The organism is Sphingomonas sp. HMP6 (genome assembly GCF_013374095.1).
Lineage (GTDB): Bacteria > Pseudomonadota > Alphaproteobacteria > Sphingomonadales > Sphingomonadaceae > Sphingomonas.
This window is the reverse complement of sequence record NZ_AP022672.1, coordinates 2819039-2835487: the sequence shown is the minus strand read 5'-3', so window position 1 is coordinate 2835487 and position 16449 is coordinate 2819039. Positions and strand designations below refer to the sequence as shown.

Genomic DNA, 16449 nt, shown 5'->3' with positions numbered 1-16449 from the left:
CCTAAAAGTCGGTACCGAGCGTCAGCGCCGCGCCTGAACCTAGCCGGGCATCGCCCGCCACACGTTGCCGCCAATCGAGCATCACGCGCACCCTTTGCTGGCCGAGCGGGAGCGATACGCCCACCGACGGACCAAGATCGAGCCGCGCCGCGCCGCGCTGCGCACCGCCCCACACCCCGGCGCCCAGATCGATCGGCACGCCGCCGACAGTCGCGAGCGGGTGCGCAATGCGTACGGCACCATCGGCATAGGGCTCGGTCACCGCGCGGCGGATCACACCCGCCTGACCATAAGCCTCCAGCCGGAAATCGCGCGGCAACGCGACCGGGCCGATACCGCCGACCATGCCAAGCGCAGGGCCGCTGCGCCCGCCATCCACGGCGAAGCGCTGTTCGGCGACCACACGGATGGGCAGGCGCGTCGGCTGCCACTCCACGCCGATCGCCGCCTCGCGCAGGCCGCGCCCGAGCGGAGATGTGACGCGACCCGCGAGCGCGATGCGATGCTTGCGATCGAAAAGATACGCGACCCGAGCACCCGCTTGTGATCCACCGAGCTGGCCGCCCAGCCCCCCGGTGCGATCCCCGCGCCACCGCGCGCAACCACCCAGGCACTGCGCGACCAGCGCGACGGTGGCCGCAGCGACGGTGCGGGCGGGATCGGGCGCGGGATGCCCGGCAGCAATGCGGCGGTATCCTCCACCGGCACGGGATCGCCGAAGCGCACTAGCCCAAGCAAGGCGAGCGCGACGCGGGTGGGATCGGCGGCGCGGCGCGGTGCGAGCGCTATGGCGGCGCGCGAGCCGGGGGGCCCCGGTGTCCACACCAAGCCGCGCCCTGTCACGGCGCTGGGGTGCGCGTTCTGTGGGGGCTGCGCAGCAGCGATCGGCGGCGGGGCCACTGCGCGCAATATCGCTGCGGGCGAATCGAGTTGCGGCCACAGCATCACGACGCGCAGGCCGATCCATCCGCCGAGCACAGCGCCTAGAAAACGCAGCGGCCTGCCTTGCCCTGGCATTACGCCTCGCTTTCTCGGCGCGCGACGACATCGTCGGGAAAGACATGGTGTGTCTTGTCCCAGGTCAGCGCTCCACCGCGCAGCGATCGGGCATAAGCGGTCACCGCCCGGCGCGCCGCGAGCAAGGCGACAAGATTGGCAACGAGTGCACGCGGCAGCGACCACAATGCCTCGCGCCAGCCATAGGCAAAACCGGTGAAGAGCGCGCGCGAGCCGAGCCGCCAGCCGAGCAGCGCCGCGTTGACGCGCAACAGCAACTCCATCGCTGGCGATACTGGCGGCGCGGGCACGCCCGCCACCGCATGCGCCACGAGCGAAGCGCCCCATGCCACCAAAGCGACATACGCCACCGCCAGGACCAAGACCGCAAGCGGGGCGCGGCGATCGCGCATCCGCATCCAATGCTCGCGCCAGTCGAGCGTTCGGGTCCAGCCGATCCGGTCCCATCCGGCGAGCGCGATCCCCGTCATCCACCGCGCCTTTTGCCGGACCGCCGCGTCGAGCGTCGACGGGAAGTAAGCGCGCACCGCGACCAAAGGTCCGCCCGGTCGCTCGCGCACGCGCGCCAGCACGCCACGCCCGCCGAGGCCCGCGATATGCAGCCCCAATTCGTAGTCCTCGGTCAGCGATCCGGCATCGAACGGCAGCCCAGCCTGCGCCAATGCGATCCGATCGAGCATCGCACGGTCGATCGCGCAACCGACCCCCGCCAGTGGCAATCCCGCACCAAGCGCTTGGCGTACAACCAGACTTTTGGCATGTGCCTCTGCAAATTCGTCTGCATAATGGCCCGAGATCAACGTCGCCGCCGGATCGATCAGCGGCAGTACCGGGACCTGCACGACGGCATGGTCGCCGATCAGCGCATCGAACACGCGGAGTTCGCCGGGATGCACGACATCTTCGGCATCGTGCAGCACCACCGCCGCCGCGTGCCCCCCACCGCGCGCCTCATCCCGTTCCAGCGCGCGCCACAGCGTGTTGAGGCAATCGGCCTTGGTCGTCGGCCCATCGTGCGCGCCGATCACGAGCCGAACGCGCAGATCATCCGCCGCGACATCGGCCACCGCAGCGATCGTCGCACGATCATTGGGATAGGTGCCAACGTAGAGCCGATAATCAGGATGATCGAGCCGGGCGAGGGTCGCGCGGAGCATCGCGCCGATTACCTCGGCCTCCTCCCAAGCCGCCACGAACACCGCCATCCGGCGCGGCGTGGGGGCATAGGCCTCCAGCAGCGCGGGAACCGCCAGCGTCCGCCGCGCCCGCCACGTCCAGCACCATGCGAGATCGACTGCCAGATCGTCGAGCCCGCCGATCAAAAAACCGATCGCGGCGAAGTACATCGCTTCTCGCGAGACCGCGTCGAGCGCAGCCAAAGCCCACTCTGCCCCCACCGCACATCGCTCCCCTCGACCGCACCCCCGAGTCGATCTAGACAGTCTTCAACATCTGCGACGGTCGCGCAAATTTGCGGTAAACTGCTCCGTTCGTCGCTATACTTGCACGGTTCGTCGCGGTATAAGATCGTTGTTACTGTTTGGGAGGGCATGATGAAGCTGGCGTACCGAATCGCACTGCTTGCCCTTGCCGTCGCGCCGATTGCCGCATTCGGCGATTCGAGCCCGCAAGTCATCCTCGCCACGCCCGGCGTCGGGGACGGCGCGATCGAACGCTTCACCACGCGCTTCAACCAGCCGATGGTGCCGCTGGGCGATCCGCGCGCGGCATCACCCTTTGAAGTATCCTGCGCGGTGAGTGGACAGGGGCGCTGGGTCGATCCGCAGACTTTCGTCTATGATTTCGCGAGCGGCCTGCCGGGCGGCACGGTCTGCAAATTCGCGCTGCGCGACGGATTGAAGAGCGTCAGCGGCTATGCCGCCACCGGCCAGCGCGAATTCACCGTCGATGCCGGTGGCCCGGTTGCGCGGGCGGTCTTGCCGGGGCCGGATTCGAGTGAAATCGAGGAAGACCAGGTCTTCCTCGTCGCGGCGAATTTGCCCGCTACTCCGGCCTCGGTCGCTGCCAATGCCTATTGTTCGGTCAAGGGGATCGGCGAGAAGATCCCGGTCGACGTGCTCGCGCCCGATCTGGCGGGCAAGATCCTGGGTGAACTCGGCACCGATAGCTGGACTGTGCGCAGCTTCCTGGAGAACGGCGGCTTGCCCGCCGCGATCCCCGCGCCTGCCGACCGTGCCAAAGCCTATGCCGGCGTGACCGCGCTGCGTTGCCGTCGCCCGTTGCCGGCCGGCACCGACATGGCTTTGGTATGGGGCGCAAATATCGCAGGCGCGGGTGGCAAGACCGCAGGCACCGATCAGCGCTTCGATTACACCGTGCGCCAGCCCTTCACTGCGAAGTTCGAATGCAGCCGCGTCAATGCCGCCGCCGGATGCAACCCGGTCGAAAAGGCGTGGGTGCGCTTCTCCGCGCCGATCGCAACCGATCTGGCGAAGCAAATCCGCATCCAGACCGCCGATGGCAAGCTGCTAACCCCAACAATCCTCGATTCCGAAAACGATGGCGAGCGCGGCGACACGAAGACCAATGCAACCGTCTCAGCGGTCGGTTTCAAGGCCCCATTGCCCGAGGCACAGACGGGCAAGCTCACACTGCCCGAAGGCGTGAAGGACGAAAGCGGGCGGCCACTCTCCAACGCCGCGCGCTTCCCGCTCGACGTGCGCTTCGGCGCCGCGCCGCCGCTGGTGAAGTTCGCCGCGACCTTCGGCATACTCGAATCGAAGCAGGGCGGCGTCCTGCCGGTGACGGTGCGCAATGTCGAACCGGCGTTGCAGGGCCAGAACCTGACGATCGCCGGACAAGCCTTCCGCGTCGATGGCACCGACGGCACGATCGCCGAATGGCTGCGCACGGTCGACAAGGCCGGGCAGAATGACAGCCATGAGGAGAAACGCGGCAAGGAATCGGTAACGATCAACGACACCGGTGCGACCGCGATCCTCGGCAAACAGGGTGCCGCGTTCAAAGTCGGGCTACCGGGCAAAGGCAAGGATTTTGAAGTCGTCGGCATGCCGCTCGGCGGGGGCAAGCCGGGCTTCTACGTGGTCGAACTGGCAAGTCCCGTGCTGGGGCAAGCGCTGCTCGGGCGCAAAGCCCCGCGCTATGTCGCTGCCGCCGCGCTCGTCACCAATATGGCAGTGCATTTCAAATGGGGCCGCGAGAAGAGCCTCGCCTGGGTGACTGCGCTCGACACCGGCAAGCCCGTCGCGGGCGCGGCGGTGCGGATCACCGATAGCTGCACCGGCGCAAGCCTTGCGCACGGCACGACCGACAAGAGCGGCGCTGTCTACGCACCTCCCGGCCTCCCCGCGCCCGAAACGTATGGCGATTGCAAATATGGCCAGGCACCGCTGATGATCTCGGCACGCGTCGGCGACGATTTCAGCTTCACGCTGACCGAATGGGGCCAGGGCATACGGCCGTATGATTTCGACTTGCCCTATGGCTATTCGGCGCGCGGTGAGACGCTCCACACCGTGTTCGATACCGCGCTGATCCGGCAGGGCGAGACGGTGCATATGAAGCACATCCTGCGCACCTCGGTCGGCGCGGGCTTCGGCCTGGCTCCGGCGGTTTCCGGCACGCTGCGGCTGCAACATCGCGGATCGGATACGCAATTCGATTTGCCGCTCAGCATCGATGCGAACGGCATCGGCACCAACGAATGGACCGCGCCTGCCGGCGCGCCGATGGGCGATTACGACCTTTCTGTGATCGCCGACGATCGCACGATCGAGACCGGGCAAAGCTTCAAGGTCGACGAATTCAAGCTGCCGACGATGCGTGCGAGCGTGACCGGGCCGAAGGACGCCGCGATCCGCCCCACCACGCTGCCGCTCGACCTTTTCGTCGGGTATCTCTCGGGCGGGGGTGCGTCGAACCTCGCGGTCGATATGCGCGTCGGCTATTTCGGGCATGATTCCAAACCCGACGGCTATGAAGGCTATAGCTTCGGCGGCAAGGCGATTGCCGAGGGCACGCGACCGCTCAACGGTGACGGCGAGGAGGAACAGACCCCGCTCCCCCCAACGCAAATGCTGCCCGCGACTTTGGGCGGTGACGGCACTGCGAAGCAGACGCTGAGCATCCCGCAAGGCCTCGATGGCACGACCGACATGCTGGTCGAGATGGATTATCAGGATGCGAATGGCGAAGTCCTGACCGCGTCCAAGCGCATCCCGATCTATGCCAGCGGCGTGCAATTGGGCGTCAAGACCGACGGCTGGCTGATGAAGCAGGACGATCTGCGGCTGCGGTTCGTGGCACTCGACACCAATGGCAAGCCGATCGCCAACCAGTCGATCACGGTCGCGCTCTACAGCCGCCAGATCCTTACTGCGCGGCGGCGGCTGATCGGCGGCTTCTATGCGTACGACAATCGCATGAAGACGACCAAGCTCGCGCAAAGCTGCACGGCGACAACCGATGCGCAGGGGCTGGCGACGTGCAAGCTCGATCCCGGCATTTCGGGCGAAGTCTATGCGGTGGCCGTCACCAAGGACGCCAACGGTAACGAAGCGCGCGCGACGCAAAGCGTGTGGCTGGCCGGCAAGGACGATTGGTGGTTCGGCGGCGACAATGGCGACCGGATGGACGTCATCCCCGAAAAACTGTCGTACAAATCCGGCGACATCGCGAAGTTTCAGGTGCGCATGCCGTTCCGTCAGGCAACCGCGCTCGTCACGGTCGAGCGCGAGGGCGTGCTCGCGTCGTACGTCACCGAACTCAGCGGCACCGATCCGGTGGTCGAAGTGAAGATGCCGGGCAGCTATGCGCCCGACGTGTTCGTCTCGGTAATGGTCGTGCGCGGGCGGACCGAGAGCGGCTTCTGGACGTGGCTGCACGGCGTTGCCCGCTCGGTCGGGCTCGCCAGCGATCCGCCCGAGGGGCAGGAACCGACCGCTTTGGTCGATCTCGCCAAGCCGAGCTACCGCATCGGCATCGCCAAGGTGAAGGTCGGCTGGGAAGCGCATCAGTTGAACGTCGCGGTCAAGGCCGACCGCACGCGCTACGCCGCGCGCGACGTCGCGCAAGTCGATGTGCAAGTGAAAACCCCCGATGGGAAACCAGCGCGCGGTGCCGATCTTGCCTTTGCCGCGGTCGACGAAGCGCTGTTGCAGCTTGCGCCCAACGATAGCTGGGACGTGCTGACCGCGTTGATGGGTGAACGCCCGCTGTCGGTCATCACTTCGACCGCGCAGACGCAAGTCGTCGGCAAGCGGCATTATGGCAAGAAAGCCGTCGAAATCGGCGGCGATGGCGGCGGCGCGGCCGACGGATCGGGCCTCAACCGCGAGAATTTCAAGCCGGTCATCCTGTGGCAGGGCCATGTCGCGCTCGATGCCAATGGCCATGCGCGCATTCCCGTCGCACTGTCCGACGCGCTGACTTCGTTCAAGCTGGTCGCGATCGCTACCGATGGCGCGCAATTGTACGGCACCGGCATAGCGAGCGTACGCACCGCGCAGGATCTGTCGATCTTTGCAGGTCTCCCGCCGGTGGTGCGCAGCGGCGATTTCTATGCAGCAGGGTTCACGCTGCGCAACGGATCGGACAAGCCGATGACCGTCACCGCGACCGTCGACGTCACCCCGGCGATTGCGCAAGGCAAACCGCTGACCGTCATGATCCCGGCGGGCGGCGCAGTGCCGGTCGCGTGGAATCTGACCGCGCCCGCCAATCTCGACCGGCTGCGCTGGCACGTCAGCGCGAAATCGTCGGACGGCAAGGCGGTCGACCAGATCACCACCGATCAGGCGGTCCAGTCGCTCTATCCGGTCGAAGTTTGGGCGGGCACGCTCGCGCGCATCGGCGCCGATACCACGATCCCGATCCAGCCGCCGATGGGGGCGATCGCGGGCCGCGGGACGGTCGATATCCGGCTCGACGACACGCTCGCGCCGCCACTCGAAGGGGTGCGGGCGTTCATGGCGCGCTATCCCTACGATTGCTTCGAACAACGGCTGTCGCGCGCGGTCGCGCTGGGCGATGCCGCGCAGTGGCAGGCACTCGCGGGCGAAATCCCGGCCTATCAGGCGGAGGACGGGCTGTTGCGCTACTGGCCGTCGGGGAGCCTGAGCGGGTCGGAGGCGCTGACCGCTTATGTGCTGGCGATGACCTCGGATGCGGGGCTGACGATCCCGGAAGGCCCGCGCGCGAAAATGATCGAGGGGTTGAAGGCGGTGCTCGACGGGCGCCTCCGCCACGAGGACTATGGCGATGTTCGGCTCCAGCGCGTTTACGCTTTCAACGCACTCGCCCGCGCAAATGCCGCGACCCCGGCGATGCTCGGGCAATTGAGCATGACGCCCAAGGAAATGCCGACCGCGTTGCTCGCCGACTATGTCGTCTCGCTCGATCACCTCTCGGGTCTGGCGAACGGCGCCGCGCTGAAGGCGGCGGCTGCCGACACGCTGCGCACGCGGCTGGTCTATGAAGGCACGCGGCTCGATCTGTCGGACAGCAGCAACCAGCCGTGGTGGCTGATGTCGTCGGGTGACGAGGCGTCGATCAAGGCTGTGATCGCGACGCTCGGCCGCCCCGGCTGGCAGGATGACGCGCCGAAGATGATGGTCGGCGTCGCTTTGCGCCAGTCCAAGGGCCGGTGGGACACGACCACCGCCAACGCCTGGGGCACGATCGCCGCGAAGAAGTTCGCCAGCCTTTATCCGGCAAGCGCGATCGTTGGATCGACCACGATGAGCCTCGGCGGGCAGACGATCAGCAAGGCGTGGCCGCTGGCGACGACCGTACGCTCGGCGAGCTTCACGCTGCCGGCGATGCTGACCCCGCTCAAACTGTCGCACGCTGGCGCCGGGCCATGGGCGAACGTGTCCGTCTCGGCGGCGGTGCCGCTGACCAAGGCGCTGTTCGCGGGCTATGAGATGCAGCGCAACGTCGAGGTGGTACAGGCGCGGACCAAGGGCGTTCTCACGCGCGGGGATGTCGTGAAGGTGACGATCACGGTAAAGGCAAGTGCCGAGCGCAATTGGGTGGTGATCAACGATCCGATCCCGGCAGGCGCGACGATCATCGGCGATCTCGGCGGGCAATCGCAGATCCTGGCAGGTCAGGCCTCGGCCGGGCCGGGCAGCAAGTTTCAGGCGCGCGATGCCGATGGCAAGCTGTGGGAAATCCAGGCCGGTGTGGTCCCAGCCTATGTCGAGCGGCGCAACGATTCGTGGCGAGCCTTTTATGGCTGGGTTCCACGCGGGGCGTTTAGCGCGTCGTACATGCTGCGCCTCAACGGAGCGGGCCGCTTCAGCCTGCCGCCGAGCCGGGTCGAAGCGATGTATTCGCCCGCGATCCGCGCGCAACTGCCGCTTGCGCCGGTAACTGTGGTGCAGCGCTAGTCTCTGCCTTCCCCTGAGGCCCCACCCCGGCGAAGGCCGGGGCCCAGTAGCGAGCGATTTGAGTGTTCGAGCGGAGCGCGTTCTTCCAATGGCTAGCGCAACTGGGCCCCGGCGTTCGCCGGGGTGGCGCGCGGCTGTGGGCGCGCCTTGAGACCGTGAACGTTAGAATCGGCAACGGCGCGGCTGCGATCTTGTCCCGCCTCCGGACCAAACGCGGCCTCACCCTCTCCGCCCTCGCGCTCGCCATCCTCGCCTTCCTCGCGATCGACTACGCCACGCTCCCCCCGCCACTCCCAGCCTACGCGCAAGTCCGCAGCGCTTGGCACCCGTCCGAAGCGTGGCTCTACGACCGTAACGGCGCGCTGATCGACAGCGCGCGCGTCGATTTCACCGCGCGGCGGCTGGGGTGGACCGCGCTCGACCACGTCTCGCCGGTCACCCGCGAAACGATCGTCGGGGTCGAGGACAAGCGCTTCTTCAGCCATGGCGGCGTCGACTTGCTCGCACTGGCCGGTGTCGCGCGCGACAAGGCACGGGGCGAGCGCGCACGCGGCGCGAGCACGCTGTCGATGCAAGTCGCGGGCTTCCTCGCGCCCGATCTCGCTGCGCCCGGCAAGCGCCATTTCTGGGACAAGCTCCGCCAGATGCGCGCGGCCTGGAGCCTCGAAGCGGGCTGGTCGAAGGACCAGATCCTCGAGGCGTACCTCAATCTCGCCGGGTTTCGGGGCGAGGCGCAGGGCATCGGCGCCGCCGCCCTCGGCCTGTTCGGCAAGACCCCCGATGCGCTCGCGCGTGACGATGCGGTGCTGTTGGCGGCACTGCTGCCCAATCCGCAGGCCGACCCCGCCGCCGTCGCGCGCCGTGCCTGCGCCGTCAGCCACGAAGCCGATTGCGCGCGCTTTGCCGGCGAGGCGGCATCGATGCTCGGCCCGGCGCGTAGCCTCGCGCTCGATCCCGGCCTCGCACCGCATCTGTCGGATCGGTTGCTGACCAAACCCGGCCTCAAGGTCACCACCACGCTCGACCGGCGCATCCAGACGCTGGCGATCGTCGCGCTGAAACGGCAATTACAGGGCCTTGGCGGCACGCGCGCGCGCGACGGTGCTGCGGTGGTGATCGACAATGCGAGTGGCGAGGTGCTGGCCTATGTCGGCGGCATTGGCGGGGCCTCGACCGCGGCGTCGGTTGATGGCGCGAATGCCTATCGCCAGGCGGGATCGACGCTCAAACCGTTCCTCTACGCGCAGGCGATCGAGCGCGGCTACCTCACCCCCGCCTCGATCCTCGATGATTCGCCGGTGCAACTCGACACGGCGTCGGGCCTGTACGTGCCGCAAAATTACGACCGCGGCTTCAAGGGGCCGGTGTCGGCGCGCACCGCGCTTGCCGGATCGCTCAACGTCCCGGCGGTGCGGACGCTGCTGCTCGTCGGGGTCGAGCCGTTTCGCGATCGGCTGTGGGACAGCGGTTATCGCGGGCTGGTCGAGGATGGCGCGTATTACGGCTATTCGCTGGCACTCGGTTCAGCCGAAGTGACGTTGCTCGAACAGGCGAACGCCTATCGCAGCCTGGCGCAAGGTGGGCGCTGGTCGCCGCTGCGGCTCACGCTCGATGCCCGGCGCGAGGCTGGTCGCGCCGTCACCACCCCGCAGGCCGCATGGCTGGTCGCCGACATGATGGCCGACCCCAACGCCCGCGTCGCGACTTTCGGGCTCGATTCAGCACTGCGCCTGCCCTTCTGGGCGGCAGTCAAAACCGGAACATCGAAAGCCATGCGCGACAATTGGTGCATCGGCTTCACGCAGAAATACACCGTTGGCGTGTGGGTCGGCAATCTCGAAGGCGATTCGATGCGCGCGGTGTCGGGCGCAAGCGGGGCGGCCCCAGTGTGGCGCGACATCATGCTCGCGCTGAATGCCGAGCAACGTGGCAGCGCACCGCCGCGCCCCGCCGGGGTCGAGGCCAAGGCGATCAGCTTTGCGAACGCAATCGAGCAACCCCGCACCGAATATTTCCTGACCGGCACCGGCCAGGCGCGGATCGCCTTCGCGCCGCCCGAATCGCGCCGCCCGCGCATCACCAATCCGGTCTCGGGCAGCGTCTATGCGATCGACCCCGACATTCCGCCCGACCGGCAGCGACTGTCGATCGACGTATCGGGAGCCGCCACCGCGCACCGGCTGTGGCTCGACAAGACCGACCTCGGCGCGGCGGATTCGAGTCCCGCGATCATCGCCGCGCCGGGCGTCCACCGCTTGCGGCTGACCGATGTCGGCGGCCACGTGGTCGATCAAGTACTGTTCACGATCCGCTGAAACGACCAACGGCCGCGCTCCCATAAGGAACGCGGCCGCTGCCCGTGACGAAACGCTGAAGCTTAGCGGTAGAAGCCGCGATTGACGTCGATCACAACGCCACGCCGCGTATCGACCAGGATCACGTCATTGTAATGCCGGATCCATTGCTGGCCGTAAGCCGGACGACGTAGACGATAGCGCCACGGATCGGCGATGACATAGCGCTGACCGTAATAGCCGCTCGAAATCCGCAGACCCGGACGGAACGCGTTGTAGCGGAACGGCGCGTTCCAGTTTCCGCGATTGAAGTTGACGGGATTGCGATCGCGCCAGCCGCGCCAATCGTTGCGACCATAAGCGCGGTTGCGGTCGCGGACGTCCTCGCGCAGTTCCTGGCGTGCATCGCGCACGTCTTCGCGCTGATCGCGGATGTCGCGGCGGTCGCCGGTGCGACGGGCGTCGCGCAGATCGCGCTGTTCGGACCGAAGATCCTGCCGGTCGCGGCGCACTTCGGCATTCGATTGCGCGCTTGCGGCAACGGGTATCAGCGTTGCGGCCATCAGCGCGGTAATAATGAATTTCCGCATCATATCCTCCATCTGTGGCCGACCGGTTGAGAAGGTCGAACCATGCAGAGGGTTATGGCGCCGCGCCCCTGAACGGCGCGCGAACGCCGCCGTCAGGATTCGGTCAGGGTTGTATCAAAGTGTCTCAGCCCATGTGGAGGCCAAGATCGTTACGGCGTGTCGCGACCGCCACCGGTGTTATTGCCGCCGCCCTGCTGCCCGCCGCCGCCAACCGCGCCGACCGTGCCGATATTGCCGAACAATTCGTCGAAGAAGCTGCGCTTCTTGCCGAGCGTCGGCGTGGTCTTGCTCGACGGACTGATCGACGCGACCTGCTCCACCCCCGAACGGCGTACCGCCGACACGACACCGCTTTCGTCGAAGCTGATGCGCAGCGTCATCTGGTCGCGCACGCGCGGATTATTATACGCGAAATTGCGCGCGTCGCGGGAGATGTAATACCAATCGCCCTGGTTGAATTCGGACGTGAAGCTGGGCTTGCCCAGCACCGCGAGCACCGACTGGCGCGTGTCGGTGCCGGCCTGAACCGAGTTTACGAGATCGGGATCGACGACATAGCCCTGGTGCGACCGGAGCGGCGCGCATGCACTCGCGCCCAACCCAACCACAGCGAGCAGGGCGACAGCCGTCATCTGGCGGACGGACTTCAGACGCATCGACACTCTCCGTTCAGGGCACGCAACCGTGGTAGGCAATTCTGGGCAGGCGATTCTGGCAACAACGCATTGCATCGCCGACCGTCTGCCTCAATATGCCGGGAAACGCGGCCAAACAAGGGCGCGACCATGATGTGACCAAGGACAAGTGGATTTTGGGCTGGTTCGACAGACTTTTGGGCCGCGAGCGCGACGCGGTCGCCCTGGCATTGTACGATGGCGTGATTGCATCCGCGCGCGCGCCGCATTGGTATGAGGCGGGCGGCGTTCCCGATACGCTCGACGGGCGTTTCGACATGGTCGCCGCGATCCTGGCGCTGGTGCTGCTGCGACTGGAGGGCGACGCCAGCGCGGGCCCGGCAAGCGCGCGGCTGACCGAGCGCTTCGTCACCGACATGGACGGCCAATTGCGCGAAAGCGGGGTCGGCGATATCGGCGTGGGGAAGCATATCGGCAAGATGATGGGAATGCTCGGCGGGCGGCTGGGGGCCTATCGCGACGGACTGGCTGCTGGCGATCTCGAGACGGCGCTGGTTCGCAACCTCTATCGCGGCGTGACGCCGGCGCCCGCGGCGCTCGCGCATACGCAAGCCGCGCTGTTCGCGCTCCGCGATGCGCTGGCCGCGACGCCCGCCGCCGCGTTGATCGACGGGCGGATGCCCTGATGTCGGGCGAGCCTACCCCGGAATTCTCCCGGATCGAGCGAATCGATACGATCGGTGCGGGTGCGCGCAGCATTTCGATCACCGCGGACGAGACCGAGCGCGCTGCGCTGGCGGCGCGCTTTGGGCTGCTGGCGGTCGATCGGCTCGAGGCGCGCTTCGCCGTACAGCGCGACGCCAGCGGGATCGTCGCGCGCGGGCGGGTCGAAGCGGCGGTGGTCCAAGCCTGTTCGGTCACCGATGATCCGCTGCCGGTGACGGTCTCCGAGGAGGTGGCGCTGCGCTTCGTGACCGAGCGGGAGGCTGCGGCCGAGGAAGAGATCGAACTCGACGGCGATGCGCTCGACACGATGGCCTATGATGGGAATGGCGTCGATCTGGGCGAGGCGGCGGCGGAGACGATGGCGCTGGCGCTCGATCCCTTCCCACGTGGGCCGAATGCGGCGGCGGCGCTGCGCGCGGCGGGGGTGATCAGCGAGGAGGAAGCGAAACCGGCGGGCGCTTTGGCCGGGTTGAAGGGCCTGTTCGGAAAGGATTAATCCTCGTCCGGCCCAAGCGTTGCATCGAGATCGCGCGGGCGGACGAAACGGGCGAGGTGCGCGCCACCGGGTGCCAGGTCGCGCCAGCCCCCTTCGAACGTGATTTCGGCGATCGTCGCGGTCGGATATTTCACCTCCAGCGCAACGCGCGGCGGATCACCCGATTCGGGCACCAGCCACAAAGCGAGATCCTCCAGCCCCGGATTGTGCCCGACCAGCAGGACATGCGCCGCTTCGGCCGGAGCCTCCTGTACGACATCGAGCAACGTGACCGCCGACGCCAGATAGATCCGCCGGTCCCATAGCGGCGCGAGAGTGCGACCATAGCCGATTTCGACCTGCTCGAGCGTTTCGACCACACGCACCGCCGGCGACGCGACCACATGATCGAACATCGCGTTACCGCTGCGCAAGTAGCCGCCGATCAGCGCCGCCGCGCGCTTCCCCCGAGCGTTCAGTCCGCGATCGAAATCACGCTGCGCCGGGTCGTTCCAATCCGATTTGGCATGGCGGAGCAAGGTGAGCGTCTTCACGTATTCGTCTCCGTCGCCGCAGTCGCGCGCGCCTCATGCCCCGTTTGTGTAACCGAGGGAAGCGCCGCTGCACGCGGAACAGCTTCATCGAGCGTGACGCGCCGGATCGAAACGCCAGGCGGAAACGCCGTCAGCAGCCGCGAGGGCATCGCAGCGGAGAGCAGAACGAACGCGCCATGATCGTCGGCGCGGCGAATTAGCCGCCCGAACGCCTGGGCGAGCCGCGCGCGTACGATCCGGTCATCATAGGCGCTACCGCCGCCGGCCAGCCGCCGCGCGGCGTGGAGCACGGTCGGCTTGGGCCACGGCACGCCCTCCAGCACGACCAGCCGGAGCGAGCGGCCCGGTACATCGACGCCGTCACGAAGCGCATCGGTGCCGAGCAACGACGCCGCCGGATCATCACGAAAGATATCGACCAAGGTGCCGGTGTCGATCGGATCGACATGTTGCGCGTAGAGCGGCAGCCCCTCACGGGCGAGCCGGTCGGCGATCCGCGCATGGACCCCGCGCAACCGCCGGATCGCGGTGAACAGCCCGAGCATCCCGCCGCCGCTCGCCACGCCCAGCCGCGCATAGGCGTTGGCGAGTGCGCCCATGTCGCCGCGCTTGACGTCGGTGACGATCAGCACCTCTGCCTGAGACGCATAATCGAACGGCGATTCGGCGGCGAACCGGCTCGCCCCGCGCAGCAGATGGTTGGCCCCGGTGCGCGCCTCGGCCACGTCCCAGCCTTGCTCGCTATCGGCGCCGCCGCCCCGAAGCGTCGCCGAAGTGACGAGCACGCCATGTGCTTGCTTCAGCACGGTTTCGGCAAAGGGCCGCGTCGGATCGAGCCAGTGGCGGTGCAGCCCGATATCATAGTCGCGCCCCTCGACCCGGTCGACCGCGAGCCAGTCGACGAAATCGCCAGCGATAGGCCCGCCGATCCGCGCCAGCAGCGACAGCCAGGCCGCGACCGTATCCGCCCGCCACGCGAGCGAGGCGACCGCGCCTTCGATCCGGGCGCGTGCGGGGCCGTCCATCCAGTCGGGCGCTTCGTCGAGCACCGCCTCGAGCCGTCGCCCGAGCGCGACCAGCGGACGGACCAGCGCATCGAGCGCCTCCGCCGCCGGGCCCGCCGCCTCGATCAACGCGGGATCGGGCTCGGCCAGTTCGGTTTCGAGGCCATAGCCCGCCTCGCCCTCTTTCTCGGCACGGGCATAGGTCAGCCCGCGCACCGCGGCGAGCAGCGCCTCGATCGGGCCGAACGGCGCGCCTTCACCGATCCGCTGGAGCCAGCCGTCGCTGGCGAGCGCCTGCGCCGCCGCTACCGCGTCGGCAATCGCTCGCCCGCCGCCCTCGTCATAGCTCGCGACATCCGATAGCCGCGCCGCGAGCCCACGCCGCCGCCCGCGCCCGCCGGACTCAGGACCGATCACCCAGCGGCGCAGCTCGATCGTCTCGCTGCCGGTCAGCGCGGTTGAGAACATCGCGTCGGCGGCATCGAAAATATGATGCCCTTCGTCAAAAACATAGCGCGTCGGGCGCGTGGTCGATTCGCGGCCGCGCGCGGCATTGACCATCACCAAAGCGTGGTTGGCGATGACCAGATCGGCCTCTGCACTCGCCCGGCTGCTGCGTTCGATGAAGCACTTCCGGTAATGCGGGCAGCCGGCATAGACGCATTCGCCGCGCCGGTCGGTCAAAGCGGTCGCACCGTTGCGGCGGAACAACGTCGGCAGCCAGCCGGGCAGATCGCCCCCGACCATATCGCCATCGGCGCTATACGCCGCCCAGCGCGCGACAAGCTGCGCGAGGACCGCAGCACGCCCGGCGAACCCGCCTTGCAACGCATCCTCAAGGTTGAGCAGGCACAGGTAATTCTCGCGGCCCTTGCGCGTCACCACCTTTGCGCGGCGCATTGCGGCATCGGGGAAGAGGCGGGCGCTTTCCTGCCCCAATTGGCGTTGCAGCGCCTTGGTGAAGGTCGACACCCACACCGCGCCATCGGCCTTTTCCGCCCAGAGCGAGGCGGGCGCGAGATAGCCGAGCGTCTTGCCGATGCCGGTGCCCGCCTCGGCCAGCACCATGTTGGGCGCACCCGCCGTCATGCGCGGCCCGAATGCCTCGCGCGCGGCCTGGGCATAGGCGCGCTGGCCTTGGCGTTGCTCGGCCGCCGAACCGGTCAGCGCGGCGAGGCGGGCCTGCGTTTCCGCCGGATCAAGCGTCACGGTGCGCGGTTGCGGGCGGGGCGCGCCTTCAGACCATTCGGGCAGTTTCGAATAGAGCCAGCGTTCGGCCACTTCGGGTTTCTTCAACCGTTGCGCCAGCACCGGTGCCCAGGTCCAGCGCAGCCGGAACAAGGATTGCGCCGCCGTCCATGCGCCTTCGCGCTCGGGCCAGTCGCTGCCCGGATCGGTCATGCCTAGCAATGCGGTGGTCGCGGCGCGCAGGAAGCTCGCCACCTCGGCATCCTCGCGCGGGGCAGGCAGCCCGGCAACGCGCGCGAGGCCACGCGGCGTCGGCACCATGAAGCGCGCCGGACACAGAAACGCGAACAGTTCGAGCAGATCGAGCCCCGACAAATCGGCATAGCCCAGCCGCTGCCCGATTAGCGCGGCGTTGAGCAGGATCACCGGCGTATCCGCCGCAATCCGGATCGCCTCCCCCCTGCCGATCGGCCGCGTACCGGTCTCATCCGCGATCCAGATGCCGCTGTGGCTGGCGTGGAGGGCGGGGTAGGGGAGCACGGGTTGGAACGTGTTGGTCACGCCCAACCTATCGCGCGAGCAGAACGAAATGG

General features: G+C 67.6%; 10 protein-coding genes. 4 read left to right on the top strand and 6 right to left on the bottom strand.

Translation table 11 applies throughout. The features are described from left to right. Position 1: 1 nt before the first annotated feature. Together HMP06_RS13805 and HMP06_RS13800 are read right to left on the bottom strand one after the other, a co-directional pair. Positions 2 to 823: a hypothetical protein gene (locus HMP06_RS13805; protein WP_232089695.1), complete on the bottom strand. Its 822-nt coding sequence runs from the start codon at positions 821 to 823 to the stop codon at positions 2 to 4. Between the two features lie 193 nt (positions 824 to 1016). Beyond that, positions 1017 to 2396: a glycosyl transferase family protein gene (locus tag HMP06_RS13800; RefSeq protein WP_269473380.1), complete on the bottom strand. Its 1380-nt coding sequence runs from the start codon at positions 2394 to 2396 to the stop codon at positions 1017 to 1019. A gap of 174 nt (positions 2397 to 2570) precedes the next feature. Between HMP06_RS13800 and HMP06_RS13795 the strand changes: the two genes are divergently transcribed. Next, positions 2571 to 8390 (top strand): alpha-2-macroglobulin family protein, encoded by a 5820-nt coding sequence (locus tag HMP06_RS13795; protein ID WP_176497593.1) that lies wholly within the window; start codon positions 2571 to 2573, stop codon positions 8388 to 8390. A 191-nt stretch (positions 8391 to 8581) separates the two neighbouring features. Continuing rightward, the gene (gene pbpC, locus HMP06_RS13790; protein ID WP_232089694.1) at positions 8582 to 10705 is read left to right on the top strand and encodes a penicillin-binding protein 1C; all 2124 of its coding nucleotides are present in this window, start codon (positions 8582 to 8584) and stop codon (positions 10703 to 10705) included. A 62-nt stretch (positions 10706 to 10767) separates the two neighbouring features. Here the strand turns inward: pbpC and HMP06_RS13785 are convergent, their stop codons facing one another. Together HMP06_RS13785 and HMP06_RS13780 are read right to left on the bottom strand one after the other, a co-directional pair. Next, positions 10768 to 11274 (bottom strand): RcnB family protein, encoded by a 507-nt coding sequence (locus tag HMP06_RS13785; protein ID WP_176497591.1) that lies wholly within the window; start codon positions 11272 to 11274, stop codon positions 10768 to 10770. A gap of 149 nt (positions 11275 to 11423) precedes the next feature. Further along, entirely contained in the window at positions 11424 to 11930 is a 507-nt protein-coding gene (locus HMP06_RS13780) for an outer membrane protein assembly factor BamE (RefSeq protein ID WP_176497590.1), read from the bottom strand. Positions 11931 to 12025: 95 nt separating this feature from the next. Here HMP06_RS13780 and HMP06_RS13775 point away from each other — a divergent pair, with 95 nt between their 5' ends. Together HMP06_RS13775 and HMP06_RS13770 are read left to right on the top strand one after the other, a co-directional pair. Next, positions 12026 to 12595, top strand: coding sequence for a ubiquinol-cytochrome C chaperone family protein (locus HMP06_RS13775; protein ID WP_176497589.1), 570 nt, complete (start codon positions 12026 to 12028; stop codon positions 12593 to 12595). Further along, positions 12595 to 13131 (top strand): YceD family protein, encoded by a 537-nt coding sequence (locus tag HMP06_RS13770; protein WP_176497588.1) that lies wholly within the window; start codon positions 12595 to 12597, stop codon positions 13129 to 13131. Before HMP06_RS13775 ends, HMP06_RS13770 begins: the two co-directional genes overlap by 1 nt. Here HMP06_RS13770 and HMP06_RS13765 read toward each other — a convergent pair. Next, on the bottom strand, positions 13128 to 13664 hold the full coding sequence (locus tag HMP06_RS13765; RefSeq protein WP_176497587.1) for a SixA phosphatase family protein: 537 nt from the start codon (positions 13662 to 13664) through the stop codon (positions 13128 to 13130). The two genes, HMP06_RS13770 and HMP06_RS13765, sit on opposite strands and share 4 nt — an antisense overlap. Further along, positions 13661 to 16417 (bottom strand): ATP-dependent DNA helicase, encoded by a 2757-nt coding sequence (locus HMP06_RS13760; RefSeq protein WP_232089693.1) that lies wholly within the window; start codon positions 16415 to 16417, stop codon positions 13661 to 13663. Before HMP06_RS13760 ends, HMP06_RS13765 begins: the two co-directional genes overlap by 4 nt. Positions 16418 to 16449: the final 32 nt, after the last annotated feature.

Bases quoted from the DNA above. Each gene is read 5' to 3' on its own strand.
- HMP06_RS13795 (WP_176497593.1), top strand. From the start codon at position 2,571: ATGAAGCTGGCGTACCGAATCGCACTGCTTGCCCTTGCCGTCGCGCCG.
- HMP06_RS13785 (WP_176497591.1), bottom strand. From the start codon at position 11,274: ATGCGGAAATTCATTATTACCGCGCTGATGGCCGCAACGCTGATACCC.
- HMP06_RS13770 (WP_176497588.1), top strand. From the start codon at position 12,595: ATGTCGGGCGAGCCTACCCCGGAATTCTCCCGGATCGAGCGAATCGAT.
- HMP06_RS13775 (WP_176497589.1), top strand. From the start codon at position 12,026: ATGCCGGGAAACGCGGCCAAACAAGGGCGCGACCATGATGTGACCAAG.
- HMP06_RS13780 (WP_176497590.1), bottom strand. From the start codon at position 11,930: ATGCGTCTGAAGTCCGTCCGCCAGATGACGGCTGTCGCCCTGCTCGCT.